We start from the raw sequence: 18,922 nt of genomic DNA on the forward strand, positions 1-18,922 counted from the left end.
CCTTGAATCCGCCCGTGTTAACTGAATGCTTTGCCGTTTTTGGCCCGTCATAAAGGAAACCCTGATGCTTAAAACTGTGCGCTACAGCTTGTTGACGACTGGATTGTTGTTAAGTGGCTTCGCTCTGGCCACGCCCGCTGGCGATCTCCCTCTGATGCCCTGGCCTGCTCAGGTCGAGCGGCCTTCAGCGCAAGGCGCTCTGGTGCTGAATAACCAGCTCACCATCAATTTGAGCGGTGACGATCTCGGCGATGCGGTCAGTCGTCTGCGTGGGCGAATTGCAAAGCAAACAGGGTGGGAGATGGTGCCGCAAAGCGGCCCGGCGAAAGCGCCAACTATCGACATTGTGATAGCCAAAAAAGTGCCCGACCTTCCGCGTCCGGACAGCGATGAAAGCTACAAGCTGGTGGTGGATGAGAACGGCGTGAAGCTCACGGCCAATACCCGTTTTGGCGCGCTACACGGGATCGAAACCCTGCTTCAGCTCATTCAAAACGGGCCAGATAACACCGCCATTCCTTACGTCACCATTGAAGACTCCCCGCGCTTCCCGTGGCGCGGTGTGCTGCTGGATTCCGCGCGTCATTTCCTGCCCATTGAAGATATCAAACGCCAGATTGATGGGATGGCGGCGGCTAAGCTGAACGTCTTCCACTGGCATTTGACGGACGATCAGGGCTGGCGCTTTGCCTTGACGCGCTACCCGAAACTGCAACAGCTCGCCAGTGACGGGCTGTTCTATACGCCTGCACAAATGAAGGATGTCGTTCACTACGCGGCGGAGCGTGGGGTTCGCGTGGTGCCAGAAATCGATATGCCGGGTCATGCCTCGGCGATTGCGGTGGCCTATCCCGAACTGATGAGCGCGCCGGGACCGTATGAAATGGAACGTCACTGGGGCGTGCTGAAGCCGGTACTCGATCCGACTAAAGACGCAACCTACACCTTTGCTGATGCGATTGTCGGTGAACTTGCGGCGATCTTCCCGGACCCTTATCTGCATATTGGCGGGGACGAAGTTGACGATACGCAGTGGAAAAACAATCCGGCTATCCAGAAATTTATGCAAGAGAACAAGCTGGCGGACAGCCACGCCTTGCAGGCTTATTTTAACCGCAAGCTGGAGATTATCCTCGAAAAGCATCACCGCCAGATGGTGGGCTGGGATGAGATTTACCATCCGGATCTGCCAAAAAGCATTCTGATCCAGTCCTGGCAAGGGCAGGATGCGCTGGGCGATGTGGCGAAAAATGGCTACAAGGGCATTCTCTCCACCGGTTTTTATCTCGATCAGCCGCAGAGCGCGGCCTATCACTATCGCAATGAGATTGTGCCGCAAGGGCTTAACGGCGTGGACAACATCAGCGATGCCGACAGCGCGCAGAGCTGGAGTTTCAGCATGCCGCGTCTGAAAGGTAGCCCGGTTGAAGGTACCTTCACGCTGGTGAAAGGCGATCAGGAGTGGCGTGGATTTATTGATTTCAAAGGTAAATCTCGCCGCGCGGTAGATGACATTGAATGGCTGACGCCGGATCAGGTGACGTTCACCGTCGATACCTGGATGGGCGAAACCAGCCCGGTGGTCAGCATCCACGACGATCGCCTGAGCGGCTATTTCTTGATTGGTAACGTGCGTTACCCGATTACAGGCGCACGACTGGAGGATGTGCCAAAAGGCATTCAGCCGGTGATCCCAGATGCGGATCAGCAGAAAAATTTGCTGGGGGGTGAAGCCGCGCTGTGGGCGGAAAATATCGTCGCACCGGTGCTGGATATTCGCCTCTGGCCACGAGGATTTGTGGTGGCAGAACGCCTGTGGTCGGCGAAAGATGTTAACGATACCGACAACATGTATCAGCGTTTGCAGGCGATTGACGGCTGGTCGACGGTCTCGGTCGGGCTCAAACAGCACACTCAGCAGTTGGTGCAGTTCACGCGCCTGGCAAACGGCAACGACACGCTACCATTGCAGGTGCTGGCTCAGGCGATTGAACCGGCACAGTATTACACCCGTCAGCATCTGAAATTCCAGGCTGGAAACTATCACCAGTTTGAGCCACTGAACCGCTTTGCGGACGCGCTGCCAGCCGAAAGCAACACCGTGCGTCATCTCAATGAGTGGGCGGATAATCTGGTGAGCGATGCGGAAGACAATGAAAGTGCTGACGCGCTGCGCCATGTCTTCACTCGTTGGCAGAACAACACCGCTGACGTGCTGGTGCTGACCGATGGCAATCATCAACTGGCGGCAATCAAACCGGTGGCGTTGCAGGTCGATAAACTGTCGGCACTTGGGCTGCGCTTAACCGATCTGGTGGCACGTCAGGGCACGCTGGATGACAAAGAGTATGCGTCGATTCAGACGCAGCTTGATGAAGCCGCGAAAACGCAAGATGAAGTGGTGATTGCGGCGGTCTACCCGATTGAGACTTTGCTGCGGGCGACGCGGATAGAGTGAAACTAGTTGCCGGGAGGCGCTAGCGCTTACCCGGCCTACACGACTCGTAGGCCCGGCAAACGAAGTGCCGCCGGGCAATAAGACGATCAGCGACGAACCGCGATCGCTTCAATCTCAATTTTCACATCTTTCGGCAGACGAGCCACTTCCACACAAGAACGTGCCGGGAAGGTGGCGTTGTGTTCGGTGAAGAACGCTTCGTAGGTGGCGTTAATGGTGGCGAAATCGTTCAGATCTTTCACGAAAACGGTGGTTTTCACGATGTCACCCACTTTCAGGCCTGCGGCTTCAACGATAGCCTGCACGTTTTCCAGAGACTGACGCGCTTGTGCCGCAACGTCTTCCGCTACGGTACCGGTTTTCGGGCACACCGGGATCTGGCCGGAGGTGATGATCATACTGCCCAGATCAACGCCCTGAACGTAGGGGCCGATGGCTGCTGGTGCTTTTTCCGTCGCGATAATGTTGCTCATGATATCTCCTATTGACTGCGTATTAGGTTTCGTTGGAACCCGGCCATTATAGGGAGCCGGGCACCCGATACCAACCATCAACCTCAATTAGTTCGCCAGCACCGCGGTGTGTGAGAACTCTTTCTCGCAGTATTTGCATTTCAGGGCGATATCATCAGCGCGCTTTTTGACCCTGAAGCTCGACGAGACCGGCTCCGCGTGGCTGATGCAGTTGCTGTTTGGGCACACCAATACGCTTTCAATACGCTCCGGCAGGCTTGGGCGAGATTTGCCGACCACTTCGTAATTGTCGATACGGTTCACCGTGGCGTGCGGCGCGTACAAAGACAGCTGATTGACCTGCTCGTCGGTCAGGAACGTGTTCTCGATTTTAATCAGATCCTTGCGGCCCATTTCGCCAGACGGCAAGTTCAGGCCGATGGTGATGCGCTGGTCGGTTTCGGTCAGCTTGAACAATGTCAGCAATTTAAAGCCAATCTGCGCCGGGATATGGTCGATTACGGTGCCGCGTTTGATGGCTTCTACCTGAAGTTTATTATCGTGTGTCATCGTCATTTCCCCTTACAGAGCCAGGTCGCTGTTCAGAACCAACGCCAGCAATGCCTGGCGTGCGAAGATGCCGTTACCGGCCTGCTGGAAGTACCAGGCGTGCGGCGTTTTATCGACATCGGTGGTGATCTCATCAATGCGTGGCAGCGGATGCAGCACCTTCATGTTGCTACGTGCGCCTTCAAGGTCCGCCGCTCGCAGTACGAACTGGGCTTTTACGTTGGCGTATTCAGACGGGTCCAGACGCTCTTTCTGCACGCGAGTCATATAAAGAATGTCCACTTCGGCCATCACCTCTTCGATGGTGCCGTGCACGCTCCAGGCCATGCCTTTTTCATCTAGCATATCGAGAATGTATTGCGGCATCGCCAGCGCATCCGGGGCGATAAAGTAGAAGCGGTTGCCGTTAAATTTCGCCAGCGCCTGGGTCAGTGAGTGAACGGTACGGCCATATTTCAGGTCGCCCACCATCGCAATGTTGAGGTTTTCCAGGCAGCCCTGCGTTTCCTGAATGGTAAAGAGATCGAGCAGCGTCTGTGTTGGGTGCTGATTCGCACCATCGCCTGCGTTCAGGACTGGAATACCGCCAGAGAACTCTGTTGCCAGACGCGCCGCACCTTCCTGCGGATGGCGCATCACGATGGCGTCAACGTAGGTGCTGATGACCGAAATGGTATCGGCCAGCGTTTCGCCTTTTTTGCCCAGCGAGGTATTCGCGCCGTCGGAGAAGCCCACCACGCTGGCACCCAGACGGTGCATCGAGGTTTCAAACGACAGACGGGTGCGGGTCGATGCTTCAAAGAAGCAGCTGGCGATGACCTTGTGCTTGAGCAGCTCGGGTTGAGGATGGGCTTTCAGTTTGGCGGCAGTCGCCAGAACCCGTTCAAGGTCTTCGCGGCTGAGATCGTTGATGGAAATGATATGTTTTTGATATAGCGGGTTAGCCATGTTTATCTCCTGACGCCTGGGCAAAAAAAAAGCCCCTTATAAAAGGGGCTTCTGAATTCGATGATGTCACGGGAGAAAAACGGCAGGCCAACGTCTGCTTTCAGACGCGATAAGACAGAATGTCGTACGCAGTTGACCATGCTTCCTCCCGGCAAAACGACTGGCATTATACGCAGCAAAACGAAGGGATCAAGCGATAAGTGCACATTTCAGACAGGTAACCGCGATGAATTCATAGTCAGTAGGTAATGAATTTGCTTGTGGATGAGTGCGGTGCGTTTTACATCGCGTGGCGCGACCCAGACGATATTGCTGGCGGCAACTACCCCGAGGATCTCCGGTAGTTGGTGATAATCCAGAATTCTTGCTACCGCGCGACCGTACCCTGCCGCAGTGTGGATAAGGATAAATTCGCTGTTATGCTCCACGCTAACAACCATCTCCGCTATTGACCGGGCGGCGCTGGGGGCGGGGCGTAGCTGAGGATTAACCGAATAAATTTTTTGCCCTTTGGCATTTCTTATTTTTATGACGCCGAGCAGCTTTAGCAGCCGTGATACGGTGGACTGACTGATGGTGGCAAATCCGTGCCGTTTAAGATCGAGGCGGAGCTCCTCCTGTGACAGATAGCTATGTTCGTTAATCAGACGCAGGCAGACCGCCAACTGAAACTGCTCTTTATCCTGGTAACTGTTGTATTCCTTCATAATGCTCCTTGTCATTGTTAGGAAGATCAAAAATCTGGCGAAAATAATTCTTTTTCTGTCGTGCCGTCAGGAGCATCGATGGGGTTGAAGGAAAAGTGTGAGGCCAATCAAACGCTGCCGACGGAAACGAGCGGCAGCGTCTGAACTTGCTACAGAGCGCCCAGACTCAGAGCCGCCATATTCAGCAGTGTCAGCACCAGCAGTAGCGGCGCGACCCACTTCAGGTAGCGCACATAGGGCACGCGGGCAATCGCCAGCCCGCCCATCACGACCGCCGACGTTGGGGTCACCAGGTTGACAATCCCTGAGGCCGACTGATAGGCCGTGACCACCAGCTCGCGCGGCACGTTCGCGAAATCGGCCAGCGGGGCCATGATCGGCATCGTTAACACTGCGAGGCCTGAGGAGGAGGGGACGAGGAATGACAGCAGCACCTCCAGCCAGTAGGTGACATTGATAAATACGGTGGTTGATAAGCCGGAAACCAGCTCCTCGGCGCTGTGCAGAATGGTGTGGGTGATCATGCCGTTATCCATTACCACCACGATACCGCGGGCGATGCCGATAATCAGCGCCACGCCCAGCAGATCGCGAGCCCCCTCGATAAAGGTGCTGGTGAAGGCCTCTTCGCTCATGCGGCTGATGACACCGACGACAATGGCGGCGGCCAGAAACATGGCGGAAATTTCCGCCATCCACCATCCCAGCACCGCCACGCCATAAATCATCACTGCAAAAGCAAGGGTGAAGATCAGTAGCACCCACTTGCGGGTGGCGGTAAATGCCAGCAGAGCGTCGCTGCGGTTGCCGAGAAAGTACGCCCTGTTTTCATCCCATTTGTCGGCAACGACGGAGAGCGCCGGATCCTGCCGCACTTTGCGGGCGTAGCGCATCACCCAGAATGCGCAGATCAGATAGCCTGCGACCAGCAGGAACACGCGCAGCAGCATACCGTGAGTAAAGGGGATCCCGGCCGCGTTGGCGGCGATCACCGTGGCGAAAGGGTTGATGGTTGAACCGAGGGTGCCGATCCCGGCGCCGAGCAACACGGTGGCGGCTGCCACCAGCGGGTCAAAACGCGCCGCCATCATCACTGGCACCAGCAAGGTATAGAACGGCAGCGACTCTTCGGCCATGCCGTAGATGGTGCCCCCGGCGGCAAACAACGCCATCAGGATAGGGATCATCCACTCTTCTTTGCCGTTGAGCCGCAGCGTCACGCGCTCAATGCCGGCATCGATCGCGCCGGTCTTATTCACTACCCCCAGAAAGCCGCCGATGATCAGCACGAACAGGGCCACGTCGATGGCACCCGCCATGTTGGTCTGGTGGTTATAAAGACCGTCGATGGGGGCCAGCAGAACGGCGGCGATCCCCTGAGGGGCCGCATCGACCAGGGCATAGGTGCCTGCGACGGGCACCTCTTTGCCGAGCGTTTCGTTCATCGCCATCTGATACTGTCCGGCGGGGATTATCCAGGTGGCGGCGGCCACCAGGGCTATCAGCAGAAACAGAATGGTGTACGCGCTGGGGAATTTAAACTTGCTCATGGTGTTGTCTCCTGGAGAGCAGGCGCGTACTGGAAGAGACGCGCCCAGAGAAGTTAGTCGCCGAGAGTGGCCACCATCACCGCTTTGATGGTGTGCATGCGGTTTTCCGCTTCATCAAAGACGATGGCGTGACGGGATTCGAACACCTCTTCGCTGACCTCCAGCCCCTTCAGGCCGTAAGCCATCTCGATTTCGCGCCCAAGGGTGGTGTGCTCGTTGTGGAAAGCCGGCAGGCAGTGCATGAACCTGACGTCCGGGTTTCCGGTAGCTTCAATGACGCGCTGATTGACCTGATACGGCAGCATCAGGCTGACGCGCTCGCTCCACGCCTCTTTCGGTTCGCCCATCGATACCCAGACATCGGTGTAGAGGAAATCAACGCCGTACACGCCTTCGTCGACATCCTCCGTCAGGGTGATACGCGCCCCGGTGAGGCTGGCTATCTGGCGGCATTCGGCGACCAGCGCCACCTCCGGCCAGAATGATTTCGGTGCGACCAGACGGATATCCATCCCCATTTTGGCAGCACCGACCATCAGCGAATTGCCCATGTTGTTACGAGCATCCCCGAGATAGGCGAAGCTCAGCTCTGGCAGCATTTTGCCCGGCGCATGTTCGAGCATGGTCATCAGGTCGGCCAGGATCTGCGTTGGGTGGAACTCATTGGTCAGTCCGTTCCAGACCGGGACGCCCGCATACTGGCCCAGTTCCTCAACGATCTGTTGACCAAAGCCGCGATACTCGATGCCGTCGTACATTCGCCCCAGCACGCGGGCGGTGTCTTTCATCGACTCCTTATGCCCGATCTGTGAGCCGCTTGGGCCGAGGTAGGTTACCTGCGCGCCCTGGTCAAAGGCTGCTACCTCGAAGGCGCAGCGGGTGCGGGTGGAGGTTTTTTCGAAGATCAGAGCGATATTTTTCCCTGCCAGCTTCGGCACTTCGCATCCGGCTTGTTTGGCGGCTTTCAACTCAATGGCAAGATCGATAAGGAACTGGATCTCTTCCGGGGTGTAGTCGAGCAGTTTCAGGAAATGACGGTTTTTCAGCGTGATGGTCATGAGTGATCCTTTTTAAACAGTAGGGTGAGGGGGCAAAGTTACTGGCGAATCAACGTGCCTTTTTCCCCGGCCAGGATGGCGGCGCCATCAGCCAGCGCGCCGATACCGGCGATACCGTTGCAGCGGCTGACAAAGTTGGCGCAGGCGGCGACTTTCGGCCCCATTGAGCCTGCGTCGAAATGCAGTTCACGCAGCGCTTCGGGGGTGGACCCGGCCAGCGGGCGCTGGGTGGGTTTACCCCAGTCAAGAAATACCGCTTCGGCATCGGTCAGGATCAGCAGGGCATCCGCTTCCAGCTGTTGTGCCAGCAGGGCTGCGGAGAGATCTTTATCAATCACCGCTTCGATACCGTGGTAGCCATCGGCCTTCGCCACTACCGGTACACCGCCACCGCCGTTGCAAATCACCAGATGGTCACGGGCAATCAGCGCGCTAATGGCGTCGCGCTCGACGATGCTTTGCGGCTGCGGGGAGGGCACCACCCGACGGAACCACTGGCCGTCGGCTTTGAAAATCCAGCCTTTCTCGTCGCTCAGCTTTTCGGCCTGCGCCTGCTCATAGACCGGGCCGATGTATTTGGTGGGGTTGCGCAAGGCCGGATCGTCCGCGGCCACTTCTACCTGGGTCAGCAGCACGCTGACTTCGCGCTGCGGCAGCTGGTTTTTCAGAGCCTGCTGCAGCATGTAGCCGATCATTCCCTGACTTTCGGCCCCGAGGATATCGAGCGGCCAGGGGGCGACCTGCTTGTAAGCGTTGTTCTGTAAGGCCAGCAACCCGACCTGCGGCCCGTTGCCGTGGACCAACACCACGCGCCACTGCGCCGTCAGCCCGGCGATAACTTTCGCTGCCAGCCCGATGTTGTGGCGCTGAAGCTCTGCTTCCAGCGGCTGGCCGCGCTGCAGGAGGGCGTTGCCGCCAAGGGCGACAACCAGAGTGGGTTTCGTCATTCTGCTGCTCCTCATATTCCGTCGCGTTCCAGCGGGCAGCTCATGCAGCGTGCGCCGCCGCGGCCCCGGCCCAGTTCGTCACCCGGGATCGGCAGTACGGTGATCCCGGCTTTGTCATATTTCTCGTTAGTCCAGATGTTGCGCTCGTAGCCCACCACGACGCCGGGGCGCAGTGTCAGCACATTGTTGGCGTCGTTCCACTGTTCGCGCTCGGCTTCAAAGGCGTCACCGCCGGTTGTGATCAGACGGACCTGATCGATCCCCAGGGCTTTTTCGATGGCGTGCAGGAGGCTGCTCTCTTCTGTGCGTTTAAGGCCGCCGCGACCGTCCGGCGTGAGGGTCCAGCACTGGGCGTCAGGCCGCACGACCTCGGGGTAAACGGAGAAAATGTCGATATCGATATGGGTCATGACGGTATCGAGGTGCATGCAGGAGCGGTGTTTCGGCAGCTCCAGCGCAATGACCTTTTCTGCCTGGTGATGGCGGAACAGTGAGGTGGCCAGGAATTCCACACCTTGCGGCGTGGTACGTTCAGACATACCAATCAGTACCGTGCCACGACCCAGCACCAGTACGTCGCCGCCTTCAAGGGTGGCATGGTCATAATTAATGTTTTCATCACCGAAATATTTAATAAATTCACCAGTGGCGAATTTTGGGTGCCAGCGATAAATAGCGCGGAGATTATTTGTTTCGCGTTGGCGGGCTGATTTTGCCATCGGGTTAATAGATACGCCGTTATAAATCCAGCAAGAGGTATCTCGGGTAAATAAATGGTTTGGCAATGGCTTTATAATAAAATCATTGATGTCGTGGGTATCGACCACCATATTTTTTATCGATGCCGGAATTTCGCCATAGGTGACGCCGCCGGTTAAATGTCGCGCCAGTTCACGGTGGGAAAGGTCCGCGAGCCAGGTGCGGACATCGCTGGCAAACTGCGGCCCCAGGCGATAATCCGAAACCTGGGTTTCCAGCAGCCAGCCCTTGGCATCTGTGACATCCAGCGTCTCGGTGAGGAGGCTGGTTAACAGCAAGACTTCAATCCCTTGCTGGCGTAAGGTGCTGGCGAAAACGTCGTGTTCTTCTCCGGCGCGTTCGACCGACAGGACGTCATCAAACAGCAGATCCTGGCAATTTGAAGGCGTCAGTCTTTTCAGGCTTAAATTAGGTCGGTGCAGCATGACGCTGCGCAACTGGCCTATTTCAGAACCGACATAATGTTTTTCCATAATTATTCCTTGAGTATTATTTCAGAATAAAAGGGGCTGCGAACTGGCGCCCGTAGTCGTAAGGGAATGACTTGTCAGGGATAATCATCAGGATTATTTCTGCACAGGAATGTGATGACTATCACGAGTAATCCGACGGTGAAGTTTATATTTAATTTATATGATTAACGTCGAGGAATAATAATATTGTGGCCATTGCCAGATGAATAGCCAGTCAGTAATTCGCGTCGTTATTCCATATTGTTGCGGCGATGTAGCGATTGCATTTTTAGATGAAACATATATTCAATTGATTTTTAAGGATATTTAATGGGGGTTGCGCATAACTATTCACTGCCGTTCTTTATTTATTTTCAGCAGTCAGGAAAGAGAGAAATAATTATGGCATCCACCCAGCAGGATGCGTGGGAAGCAAAGTGTGAGACAGGATCAGGACTTTAGATAACTCATCTAAAATCAGCCAGTTATTAGCACCGACTGCGGAGGCTGAGAAAAGGTTATGCACGGTGGCTGCATAATCCGTGCTGCGGATTAACAGGCTCTTAACAGCGGTGGCAATAAACATGCGCTGACGCAAAAGTTTGTGAAAAAGGGTGGTATGGCAATCGGTTGATGGCGTATAACGTAAAAAATAAAACATCGTTTTAATTGAGAGGTCATTGATGATTACTGGCAACATCCACCATCTGCAAAGCTGGCTGCCGCAGGCGCTGCGTCAGGCCATTGAACACATCAAAGCGCACGTGACCGAGGCCACGCCGCTGGGGAAACACGATATCGATGGCAACCGCCTGTTTTATCTGATTTCCGAAGATACCACCGAGCCGTTCGCTGACCGCCGCGCGGAGTATCATGCGAAGTATCTGGATATCCAGATAGTCCTTAAAGGTCAGGAAGGCATGACCTTCAGCACCCAACCCGCCGGAAAACCCGATACCGACTGGCTGGCCGATAAAGACATCGCCTTTTTGCCCGAAGGCGTGCAGGAAAAAACGGTGATTCTGAGCGAAGGGGATTTTGTGGTGTTCTACCCGGGCGAAGTGCATAAACCTCTTTGCGCAGTGGGTACGCCTGCGAAGGTTCGTAAGGCTGTGGTGAAAATGCTGGTGGAGTGATTGGTTGCCCCTCTCCCGCGGGGAGAGGGAACTTGTCCGGTTTCTCCCTCTCCTTTCGGGAGAGGGGCGGGGAGAGAGGGGGAGTGCCATTGCAAAATATTACTGCGAAAGCGTCGCCACCATCACCGCTTTAATGGTGTGCATCCGGTTTTCGGCCTGATCGAACACGATGCTTGCCTCAGATTCAAAGACCTCGTCTGTCACTTCCATCCCGCCATGCAGGCCGAACTCTTCTGCCATTTGCTTGCCGAGCGTGGTCTGGTCGTCGTGGAAGGCTGGCAGACAATGCAGGAACTTCACCTGTGGGTTACCCGTCAGCGTCAGCATGTTTTTATTCACCTGGTAGTCACGCAGCAGGGCGATACGTTCGGCCCATTTTGCTTTGGCTTCGCCCATGGAAACCCACACGTCGGTGTAGATGAAATCGGCGCCTTTCACGCCTGCGGCAACGTCTTCTGTCAGTGTAATGTCACCGCCATTTTTCTGCGCCAGCGCTTTGCATTCAGCCACCAGGCTCGCTTCCGGCCAGCACGCCTGTGGCGCGACCAGGCGCAAATCCAGCCCTGTCAGCGCGGCGGCTTCCAGCATCGAATTGCCCATGTTGTTGCGTGCGTCACCGGCGTAGACCAGCGTCATCTCGTTAAACGCTTTGCCCGGTAAATGCTCTTGCATAGTCAGCAAATCTGCCAGCAGTTGCGTTGGGTGAAATTCGTTAGTCAGACCGTTCCACACTGGCACGCCCGCGTGTTCCGCCAGCGTTTCGACGATCTCCTGGCCGTAGCCACGGTACTGAATGCCGTCATACATGCGGCCCAGAACGCGCGCGGTATCTTTAATGGATTCTTTGTGGCCAATCTGGCTGCCGCTTGGGCCGAGGTAGGTCACGCGAGCGCCCTGATCGTAGGCGGCAACTTCGAAAGAGCAACGGGTACGGGTCGAGTCTTTTTCGAAGATGAGCGCGATGTTTTTGCCGATCAGTGTTGGCACTTCTTTGCCGTGCTTTTTATCTGCTTTTAACTGGGCGGCCAGAGACAGCAGATGGGTGAGTTGTGCAGGGGTAAAATCCAGTAACTTCAAAAAATGCTTCTGATAAAACGTCGACATCATTTCCTCTCATGGCTGAGGCCACTTATTGAATTAAAATTCAATTTATATGTATGAATATTCATTTGCAACCCCGTTTCACAAATCTTTGCGGGAAAGGTGGAGGCAATGGGCGCGGTATGTGAAAATAGAAGTATCTGCCGCACATCATGAGGAACGAGCTATGGCAAACCCGGAACACCTGGAAGAGCAGCGCGAAGAAACGCGTCTGATTATTGAAGAATTACTGGACGATGGTAGCGATCCGGATGCGCTGTATACCATCGAGCATCATTTCTCGGCGGACGATTTTGACACTCTTGAGAAGCTGGCCGTAGAAGTCTTCAAGCTGGGTTACGAAGTGACTGAGCCAGAAGAGCTGGAAGTAGAAGAGGGTGAAATGGTGATTTGCTGTGACGCGCTCAGTGAATGTGCGCTGAAAGCAGACCTCATCGACGCGCAGGTTGAACAGCTGATGAACCTGGCTGAAAAATTCGGCGTTGAATACGACGGCTGGGGCACCTACTACGAAGATCCTAACGGTGAAGACGGCGAAGGTGACGACGAAGAGTACATCGACGAAGACGATGACGGCGTTCGCCACTAAGTGTTGACCGATGCGGTGGCGTCCGCTGCCGCATCGCTTTCATGAGACTGTTTTTGAGCATGGACTACCCGCAAATACTCGCCCAGGTGTTAACGTTTCTGCACTGCCCAACGCCTCAGGCCTGGATCGACAAAGCCCGCGATCCCCAGCACCTTCCTCTGTTGTTAACTGACCACCTGGTGTGTGAGCTCAAAGCCGCTCAAACCGCGATGCTACTGGTGCGTAAATACGTGGCCGATAAAGCCGGGGCAGATGAGCTTCTGGCGTGGCTCCAGCCTTACGAAGCCTTTGCCTTCCGTGCCGGGCCAGAGCCCGATTTTATCGCCCTGCAAAAACAGATTGGCAAAAGCGTGATGCCGCAAACCGACGACCCGTGGGGGCGGCAGCTCATCGACAGTATGGTGTTGCTCATCAAAGAGGAGTTGCATCACTTCTGGCAGGTGCGGGAAATCATGCTGGCTCGTGAGATCCCTTATATCAAAATCACTGCCAGTCGTTATGCCAAAGGCATGCTAAAGGAAGTGCGAACGCACGAACCGCTGACGCTGATTGATAAGCTGATTTGTGGGGCGTACATCGAAGCGCGTTCCTGCGAGCGCTTTGCCGCGCTGGCCCCGTATCTGGATGAAGAGCTACAGAAGTTTTACCTGTCGTTGTTGCGCTCAGAGGCGCGACACTACCAGGATTATCTGGCGCTGGCACAGCAGGTGTCTGATGAGGATATTACGCCACGAGTAAGATTTTTTGGTGAGGTAGAGGCGGCGCTAATTTCCACGCCGGATGTGGAGTTTCGTTTTCATAGCGGAGTTCCGGTGTCGTTTTTCCCCTCACCCTAACCCTCTCCCCAAAGGGGCGAGGGGATCGATTTGCTCCCTCTCCCTTTTAGGGAGAGGGCCGGGGTGAGGGTCAGAGCACCTTCAACATCCGAACTTCACAATCCACATGGCCAGTGCAGCCTAATGGGCCGTCGATATGCTCAAAGCCCAGATGCTCATATAGGGCAATCGCCTCTTTCAGAAAGGCAGTGGTTTCCAGATAGCAGCGTTTAAAGCCCTGCTCACGCGCGTGGTCCATCGCCATCAGCGCCAGCTTTTTCGCCATCCCTTTACCGCGAGCTGACGGCAGAAAATACATCTTTTGCAGCTCGCAGATATCCGTCTCGCTGCATTGCAACGGGGCCACGCCGCCACCGCCCACTACCTTGCCATTCTGTTCGATCACCCAATAAGCATGCCCTGGCTGGCTATAAAGCTGATACAGCTCGTCCAGATTAGGATCGGCAACCGTGTAGCCCTTGTCGGCGGTCAGGCCGTATTCGGCTGAAACGGTGCGGATCACGCTGGCAATGGCCGCGTTGTCCTGGGGGGTCAGGGCTCGCAGGCTGAGCGTGGGAAGGGCTGTTGCATTCATTTAATTACTCAATGTGAAGCTTTTAAACATGATTTTATTTAATACCACCCTCATTAGATCGGTGCAAGTTCCGTTTCCGGGCGTTCTGGCTCTTGTTGTCAGATTAAATGCTGCGCATACTGTGCATTCCTATAATAACGGCTCTGAAGCATTCATTGCTTCTATATTAATTAATAAAATGGAGATTTATTTTTATGGTTGGGATCGAGCAGGCTGCAACATCTTCGCAGCATAAATTTGTCTTTCACGGAAAAACCGGGCAGTTTTTTATTATTTGTCTGGTGAATTTATTACTGACGATAGTGACGCTTGGTATTTATATGCCCTGGGCTTTTGTGAAAAGCCGCCGCTATATTTATGAAAATATGGAACTGAACGGCGTGCGCTTTCGCTACAGCGCAACCGGTGGCGCATTGTTTCTGAGCTTTTTTTTACTGATGCTTTTCTTTACATTGGCCACGATTATCTGCTCGTCTATCAATCCGCTTTTTTCTTCTTTTCCGATAATAGTGTTAATCGTGTTGTCGCCACTGATGGTGGTAAAGGGGTTGCGCTATCAGGCAATGATGACCTCTCTGAATAATGTCCGCTTCGGTTTTCACTGTCGTACCGGGCAGGCCATGTGGGTGATGCTGGGCCTGCCGGCTGCGTTGGTGGTGGCAAGCGTCATTTTCCTCTACCTGTTCAATGTTATCCTGGGCCAGCCATCCGATTTAACGACGTTGATTGCCCACATGGTGCTGGTGGTGGTGGCTGGTCTGCTGCTGATTGGGGTAATTAATGGTATTTGCTACGGAAAATGGATGCAATTGTTGGGCAAAAATGCACGCTTTGGTACCCAATCTTTTGATATTACCGTTTCCCTCAAACGCTGTATGAAAGTGGGCGTACTGTCGATGCTTATTTTGCTGCCTTTTATTGTGGTCATTGGCAAACTCATTGCGCCACTCTACGAGCAATTCGCCTTCGCAATGGCTTTGGGCGGAATGGATGCGCAATCTCAGCAGGCCGTGGTCGCGCAATATCTGACAGAAATCACAATGAGCTATCTGCTTTATTTCGTCGGCGTTATTTTGGCTGCAACGTTTGTCATGACGGCATTACGTAATATTTTTATTAATGGCCTGACGCTGGCGAATACGCTGCGCTTTCGTTCGTCCATTACTTTTATCGACATGTTGCTGCAAATCGTGGTGATGGCGTTAGTTTCAATGGTAACGCTGGGTCTGGCCTACCCGTGGGCGAAGATTCGCTTTATTCGCTACCTGGCCAACCACACCTCAGTAGAGGGCGACCTCGATGCGGTGGAATTAGTCGATTCGGATGAGAAGAACGACACTGGGTTGTTAGCGGTGGTGTCGCGAGGCGTTGTTCCCGCTATGCCGTTTATTTAGGCGTAAAAAAAGCCGGAGCATTCTCCGGCTTTTTCACTTTCAGGGCGATTACAGCGCGGCGATCACAGCCTGCTGTTCAATCAGCTTCGCTTTCGCTTCCGCATAACCATCCAGCTTCTCACGCTCTTTAGCGATCACCGCTTCTGGTGCGCGTGCGACAAAGCCTTCGTTCGACAGTTTGCTTTCGATGCGGCCGATTTCACCGTCGATCTTCGCCACTTCTTTCGCCAGACGCGCCAGCTCATCTTCTTTGTTGATGAGGCCTGCCATCGGGATCAGCAGCTCTGCACCGTCGATGATTTTGGTCACGGAAACCGGACCTTTATCATCGGCTGGCAGCACGGTGATGCTTTCCAGGCGCGCCATTGACTGCAGGAAGCTTTGGTTATCGGTCACGCGACGCTGAGCGTCCGCGCTGCAACCACGCAGCAGCAGTTCGAGCGGTTTGCCCGGCGCGATGTTCATTTCCGCACGGATGTTACGTACGGCGATGATCGCCTGCTTCAGCCATTCGGTGTCCGCCAGTGCCGCTTCATCAACCTGTGCCGCATCGTACGCCGGGAACGGCTGCAGCATGATGGTGTCCGCATCGTTACCGACGATGGTTTTCACTCGCTGCCAGATGGTTTCGGTGATGAACGGAATGATCGGGTGCGCCAGGCGCAGCAGACCTTCCAGCACGGTCACCAGAGTATGGCGAGTGCCGCGCAGCTCTGCTTCTGAACCGCCGGTCATGACTGGCTTGGTCAGCTCCAGATACCAGTCACAGAATTGGTTCCAGGTGAACTCATACAGGATGCCTGCCGCGATATCGAAGCGGAAGTTATCCAGCGCTTCGCGGTACGCTTTCACGGTGTGGTTGAATTCAGCAAGGATCCAACGGTCCGCCAGCGACAGCACTTTCTCGCCACCGTTGAAGCCACAATCCTGGTCTTCGGTGTTCATCAGCACAAAGCGGCTGGCGTTCCACAGCTTGTTACAGAAGTTGCGGTAGCCTTCCAGGCGCTTCATGTCCCAGTTGATGTCGCGACCGGTAGAAGCCAGTGCCGCCAGAGTGAAGCGCAGGGCGTCGGTGCCGTGCGGCTCAATGCCGTTCGGGAACTGTTTCTCGGTGCGCCTGGCGATTTTCTCGGCCAGCTGCGGCTGCATCATATTGCCGGTGCGTTTTTCCAGCAGGTCTGCCAGAGAAATCCCGTCGACCATGTCCAGCGGGTCAATCACGTTACCCTTGGACTTGGACATCTTCTGGCCTTCGTCGTCACGAATCAGGCCAGTCATATAGACGGTGTGGAACGGCACCTGCGGCTTGCCGTTTTCATCTTTGATGAAGTGCATGGTCATCATGATCATGCGGGCAATCCAGAAGAAGATGATGTCGAAGCCGGAGACCATCACGCTGGTTGGGTGGAACTGACGCAGCGCGTCGGTGTTTTCCGGCCAGCCGAGGGTGGAGAACGTCCACAGCGCGGAGGAGAACCAGGTGTCGAGCACGTCTTCGTCCTGACGCAGCGCAACGTCGGCGCTCAGGTTGTTTTCCTGACGCACTTCGTCTTCGGTGCGGCCCACGTAGACGTTGCCTTCGTTGTCGTACCACGCCGGAATACGGTGGCCCCACCACAGCTGGCGAGAGATGCACCAGTCCTGAATGTCACGCATCCAGGAGAAATACATGTTTTCGTACTGCTTCGGCACGAACTGAATGTCGCCATTCTCAACCGCTTCAACGGCTGGTTTTGCCAGCACGTCGGCACGCACGTACCACTGGTCGGTCAGCATTGGCTCGATAACCACGCCGCCACGGTCGCCGTACGGCACGGTCAGATCGTGAGGTTTGATTTCTTCGAGCAGGCCGAGGGCGTCAATCGCCGCAACAACCGCTTTACGGGCAGCAAAGCGCTCCAGCTTCTGGAATTCAGCCGGGATGTCAGACGGATAAACGTCAGACTCTTCGCCTTTGGTGTCGAACACCTGTGCGCTTTCGCGGATATCACCGTCGAAGGTCAGGATGTTGATCATCGGCAGGGCGTGACGTTTCCCGACTTCGTAGTCGTTAAAGTCGTGCGCCGGGGTGATCTTCACGCAGCCGGTGCCTTTTTCCATGTCGGCGTGTTCGTCGCCCACGACAGGAATACGGCGGTTCACCAGCGGCAGTACGAGGAATTTGCCAATCAGATCTTTGTAACGCGGATCTTCCGGGTTAACGGCCACGCCGGTATCGCCCAGCAGGGTTTCCGGACGGGTGGTGGCGACAACCAGGTAATCTTTGCCATCAGCGGTTTTCGCGCCATCGGCCAGCGGATAGCGGATGTGCCACATCGAGCCTTTAGACTCGCGGTTTTCCACTTCCAGGTCAGAAATCGCGGTACGCAGTTTCGGGTCCCAGTTGACCAGACGCTTACCACGATAGATTAAATCTTCTTTGTACAGGCGAACGAAGACTTCTTTCACGGCATTGGAAAGGCCTTCGTCCATAGTGAAACGCTCGCGCTCCCAGTCCACGGAGTTACCGAGACGGCGCATCTGACGGGTAATGGTGCCGCCGGATTCTGCTTTCCACTGCCAGATTTTGTCGATGAAGGCATCGCGACCGTAGTCGTGGCGGGTTTTCCCTTCTTCAGCGGCAATCTTACGCTCCACCACCATTTGGGTTGCGATACCCGCGTGGTCGGTACCAGCCTGCCACAGGGTGTTTTTGCCCTGCATACGCTGGTAGCGAATCATGGTGTCCATGATGGTTTGCTGGAAGGCATGACCCATATGCAAACTGCCGGTGACGTTCGGCGGCGGGATCATGATGCAGAAGCTTTCCTGGCTTTCATCACCATTCGGTTTGAAATAGCCCTGCTTTTCCCAGTGCTCGTAAAGCGGCTGTTCGATATCTTGTGGGTTGTATGTCTTTTCCATTATTTCCAGGTTGCCGTATTCAGGTTAAAACCGGCCATGCGGTACGCTTTGTAGCGGTCGCGCGCCAGTTGTTTTAAGGAATCTTCGTGAGGCACGAAGTCTATCACTTCTGTGAAAGCGGTGGCAAAATCTGCAAAGCCAACGCGCAGGCTGATGAGCAAATCTCGCGGACTGCTGTTGCGCTTTTGCGGCCAGGCAATTTCTACCGGCGCACCGCCGCGTGGGCCTTCGCCCGACAGATTATGCGGCACAAAGCTCTCCGCAGGGCGCGACCACAGCGCCTCATCGAGGCGAATGGCCTGCTTCTCGTCTTCACAGGCGATCAGAATGCGTTTCCCCGCTCGCCACCTGTCTGCCGCCAGCTCACACACCAGTTGTTCAACAGCGCTCAGGCCGTCGGCGGTGTTGTCGTTATCGAGCAGGTAGAACGTCGCATTCTTCATAATATGGGGTTTCTTTAGGTTATTTTAAACGCAAAGCCGGGTGG

Annotated in this window: 20 protein-coding genes; 5 read left to right on the forward strand and 15 right to left on the reverse strand. The window is 55.1% G+C overall.

The window, feature by feature from the left end; genetic code table 11:
* Positions 1-64: 64 nt before the first annotated feature.
* The gene (locus ACLW56_RS19645; RefSeq protein WP_330985396.1) at positions 65-2,458 is read left to right on the forward strand and encodes a beta-N-acetylhexosaminidase; all 2,394 of its coding nucleotides are present in this window, start codon (positions 65-67) and stop codon (positions 2,456-2,458) included.
* 86 nt (positions 2,459-2,544) lie between these two features.
* On the opposite strand, the gene ACLW56_RS19650 is transcribed toward ACLW56_RS19645, so the two are convergent.
* The 10 genes from ACLW56_RS19650 to ACLW56_RS19695 all read right to left on the reverse strand — a co-directional run bounded on the left by ACLW56_RS19650 (position 2,545) and on the right by ACLW56_RS19695 (position 10,601).
* A complete protein-coding gene (locus ACLW56_RS19650; RefSeq protein ID WP_330985397.1) occupies positions 2,545-2,931 on the reverse strand; it encodes an enamine/imine deaminase in 387 nt (128 codons plus the stop codon).
* A gap of 87 nt (positions 2,932-3,018) precedes the next feature.
* The gene (gene pyrI / locus ACLW56_RS19655; protein ID WP_330985398.1) at positions 3,019-3,480 is read right to left on the reverse strand and encodes an aspartate carbamoyltransferase regulatory subunit; all 462 of its coding nucleotides are present in this window, start codon (positions 3,478-3,480) and stop codon (positions 3,019-3,021) included.
* A gap of 12 nt (positions 3,481-3,492) precedes the next feature.
* The gene (pyrB, locus tag ACLW56_RS19660; protein WP_330985399.1) at positions 3,493-4,428 is read right to left on the reverse strand and encodes an aspartate carbamoyltransferase; all 936 of its coding nucleotides are present in this window, start codon (positions 4,426-4,428) and stop codon (positions 3,493-3,495) included.
* A gap of 2 nt (positions 4,429-4,430) precedes the next feature.
* A complete protein-coding gene (gene pyrL, locus ACLW56_RS19665; RefSeq protein WP_415378000.1) occupies positions 4,431-4,595 on the reverse strand; it encodes a pyr operon leader peptide in 165 nt (54 codons plus the stop codon).
* Between the two features lie 42 nt (positions 4,596-4,637).
* Complete coding sequence (locus ACLW56_RS19670; protein ID WP_330985401.1) at positions 4,638-5,135, reverse strand: ArgR family transcriptional regulator; 498 nt, start codon at positions 5,133-5,135, stop codon at positions 4,638-4,640.
* A gap of 149 nt (positions 5,136-5,284) precedes the next feature.
* The gene (locus ACLW56_RS19675; RefSeq protein ID WP_330985402.1) at positions 5,285-6,685 is read right to left on the reverse strand and encodes a YfcC family protein; all 1,401 of its coding nucleotides are present in this window, start codon (positions 6,683-6,685) and stop codon (positions 5,285-5,287) included.
* A gap of 53 nt (positions 6,686-6,738) precedes the next feature.
* The gene (gene argF, locus ACLW56_RS19680) at positions 6,739-7,743 is read right to left on the reverse strand and encodes an ornithine carbamoyltransferase (protein ID WP_330985403.1); all 1,005 of its coding nucleotides are present in this window, start codon (positions 7,741-7,743) and stop codon (positions 6,739-6,741) included.
* Between the two features lie 38 nt (positions 7,744-7,781).
* Positions 7,782-8,690 carry a carbamate kinase gene (gene arcC, locus ACLW56_RS19685; RefSeq protein WP_330985404.1) on the reverse strand — a complete coding sequence of 303 codons (909 nt, stop codon included), beginning with the start codon at positions 8,688-8,690 and terminating at the stop codon, positions 7,782-7,784.
* Positions 8,691-8,701: 11 nt separating this feature from the next.
* Entirely contained in the window at positions 8,702-9,922 is a 1,221-nt protein-coding gene (gene arcA, locus ACLW56_RS19690) for an arginine deiminase (protein ID WP_330985405.1), read from the reverse strand.
* A gap of 379 nt (positions 9,923-10,301) precedes the next feature.
* Complete coding sequence (locus tag ACLW56_RS19695) at positions 10,302-10,601, reverse strand: hypothetical protein (protein WP_330985406.1); 300 nt, start codon at positions 10,599-10,601, stop codon at positions 10,302-10,304.
* Here ACLW56_RS19695 and ACLW56_RS19700 point away from each other — a divergent pair.
* A complete protein-coding gene (locus ACLW56_RS19700; RefSeq protein WP_330985407.1) occupies positions 10,585-11,037 on the forward strand; it encodes a YhcH/YjgK/YiaL family protein in 453 nt (150 codons plus the stop codon). The genes ACLW56_RS19695 and ACLW56_RS19700 overlap by 17 nt on opposite strands.
* Before the next feature lie 99 nt (positions 11,038-11,136).
* On the opposite strand, the gene argF (ACLW56_RS19705) is transcribed toward ACLW56_RS19700, so the two are convergent.
* Positions 11,137-12,141 carry an ornithine carbamoyltransferase gene (argF, locus tag ACLW56_RS19705; RefSeq protein ID WP_330985420.1) on the reverse strand — a complete coding sequence of 335 codons (1,005 nt, stop codon included), beginning with the start codon at positions 12,139-12,141 and terminating at the stop codon, positions 11,137-11,139.
* Positions 12,141-12,206: a putative translational regulatory protein ArgL gene (gene argL / locus ACLW56_RS19710; protein WP_404660062.1), complete on the reverse strand. Its 66-nt coding sequence runs from the start codon at positions 12,204-12,206 to the stop codon at positions 12,141-12,143. Before argL ends, argF (ACLW56_RS19705) begins: the two co-directional genes overlap by 1 nt.
* Before the next feature lie 98 nt (positions 12,207-12,304).
* Between argL and rraB the strand changes: the two genes are divergently transcribed.
* Positions 12,305-12,727 carry a ribonuclease E inhibitor RraB gene (gene rraB, locus ACLW56_RS19715; RefSeq protein ID WP_330985408.1) on the forward strand — a complete coding sequence of 141 codons (423 nt, stop codon included), beginning with the start codon at positions 12,305-12,307 and terminating at the stop codon, positions 12,725-12,727.
* A 41-nt stretch (positions 12,728-12,768) separates the two neighbouring features.
* Positions 12,769-13,563, forward strand: a complete 795-nt coding sequence (gene miaE / locus ACLW56_RS19720) for a tRNA isopentenyl-2-thiomethyl-A-37 hydroxylase MiaE (RefSeq protein ID WP_415378001.1) — start codon at positions 12,769-12,771, stop codon at positions 13,561-13,563.
* 70 nt (positions 13,564-13,633) lie between these two features.
* Here the strand turns inward: miaE and ACLW56_RS19725 are convergent, their stop codons facing one another.
* Positions 13,634-14,137 (reverse strand): GNAT family N-acetyltransferase, encoded by a 504-nt coding sequence (locus ACLW56_RS19725; RefSeq protein WP_330985409.1) that lies wholly within the window; start codon positions 14,135-14,137, stop codon positions 13,634-13,636.
* Positions 14,138-14,331: 194 nt separating this feature from the next.
* Between ACLW56_RS19725 and ACLW56_RS19730 the strand changes: the two genes are divergently transcribed.
* Positions 14,332-15,531, forward strand: a complete 1,200-nt coding sequence (locus ACLW56_RS19730) for a YjgN family protein (RefSeq protein ID WP_330985410.1) — start codon at positions 14,332-14,334, stop codon at positions 15,529-15,531.
* A gap of 48 nt (positions 15,532-15,579) precedes the next feature.
* On the opposite strand, the gene ACLW56_RS19735 is transcribed toward ACLW56_RS19730, so the two are convergent.
* Positions 15,580-18,435 (reverse strand): valine--tRNA ligase, encoded by a 2,856-nt coding sequence (locus ACLW56_RS19735; protein ID WP_330985411.1) that lies wholly within the window; start codon positions 18,433-18,435, stop codon positions 15,580-15,582.
* Complete coding sequence (gene holC, locus ACLW56_RS19740; protein ID WP_330985412.1) at positions 18,435-18,878, reverse strand: DNA polymerase III subunit chi; 444 nt, start codon at positions 18,876-18,878, stop codon at positions 18,435-18,437. Before holC ends, ACLW56_RS19735 begins: the two co-directional genes overlap by 1 nt.
* Positions 18,879-18,922 lie beyond the last annotated feature (44 nt).

It is taken from the genome of Pantoea sp. sgz302252 (assembly GCF_047713085.1).
In the GTDB taxonomy this organism is placed as follows: Bacteria; Pseudomonadota; Gammaproteobacteria; order Enterobacterales; family Enterobacteriaceae; genus Scandinavium.

Bases quoted from the DNA above. Each gene is read 5' to 3' on its own strand.
- argF (WP_330985403.1), bottom strand. From the start codon at position 7,743: ATGACCATCACGCTGAAAAACCGTCATTTCCTGAAACTGCTCGACTAC.
- ACLW56_RS19670 (WP_330985401.1), bottom strand. From the start codon at position 5,135: ATGAAGGAATACAACAGTTACCAGGATAAAGAGCAGTTTCAGTTGGCG.
- arcA (WP_330985405.1), bottom strand. From the start codon at position 9,922: ATGGAAAAACATTATGTCGGTTCTGAAATAGGCCAGTTGCGCAGCGTC.
- ACLW56_RS19650 (WP_330985397.1), bottom strand. From the start codon at position 2,931: ATGAGCAACATTATCGCGACGGAAAAAGCACCAGCAGCCATCGGCCCC.
- miaE (WP_415378001.1), top strand. From the start codon at position 12,769: ATGAGACTGTTTTTGAGCATGGACTACCCGCAAATACTCGCCCAGGTG.
- ACLW56_RS19700 (WP_330985407.1), top strand. From the start codon at position 10,585: ATGATTACTGGCAACATCCACCATCTGCAAAGCTGGCTGCCGCAGGCG.
- arcC (WP_330985404.1), bottom strand. From the start codon at position 8,690: ATGACGAAACCCACTCTGGTTGTCGCCCTTGGCGGCAACGCCCTCCTG.
- ACLW56_RS19725 (WP_330985409.1), bottom strand. From the start codon at position 14,137: ATGAATGCAACAGCCCTTCCCACGCTCAGCCTGCGAGCCCTGACCCCC.
- pyrB (WP_330985399.1), bottom strand. From the start codon at position 4,428: ATGGCTAACCCGCTATATCAAAAACATATCATTTCCATCAACGATCTC.
- ACLW56_RS19730 (WP_330985410.1), top strand. From the start codon at position 14,332: ATGGTTGGGATCGAGCAGGCTGCAACATCTTCGCAGCATAAATTTGTC.
- pyrL (WP_415378000.1), bottom strand. From the start codon at position 4,595: ATGCCAGTCGTTTTGCCGGGAGGAAGCATGGTCAACTGCGTACGACAT.
- ACLW56_RS19645 (WP_330985396.1), top strand. From the start codon at position 65: ATGCTTAAAACTGTGCGCTACAGCTTGTTGACGACTGGATTGTTGTTA.
- argF (WP_330985420.1), bottom strand. From the start codon at position 12,141: ATGTCGACGTTTTATCAGAAGCATTTTTTGAAGTTACTGGATTTTACC.
- ACLW56_RS19695 (WP_330985406.1), bottom strand. From the start codon at position 10,601: ATGTTGCCAGTAATCATCAATGACCTCTCAATTAAAACGATGTTTTAT.
- holC (WP_330985412.1), bottom strand. From the start codon at position 18,878: ATGAAGAATGCGACGTTCTACCTGCTCGATAACGACAACACCGCCGAC.
- ACLW56_RS19735 (WP_330985411.1), bottom strand. From the start codon at position 18,435: ATGGAAAAGACATACAACCCACAAGATATCGAACAGCCGCTTTACGAG.
- rraB (WP_330985408.1), top strand. From the start codon at position 12,305: ATGGCAAACCCGGAACACCTGGAAGAGCAGCGCGAAGAAACGCGTCTG.
- pyrI (WP_330985398.1), bottom strand. From the start codon at position 3,480: ATGACACACGATAATAAACTTCAGGTAGAAGCCATCAAACGCGGCACC.
- ACLW56_RS19675 (WP_330985402.1), bottom strand. From the start codon at position 6,685: ATGAGCAAGTTTAAATTCCCCAGCGCGTACACCATTCTGTTTCTGCTG.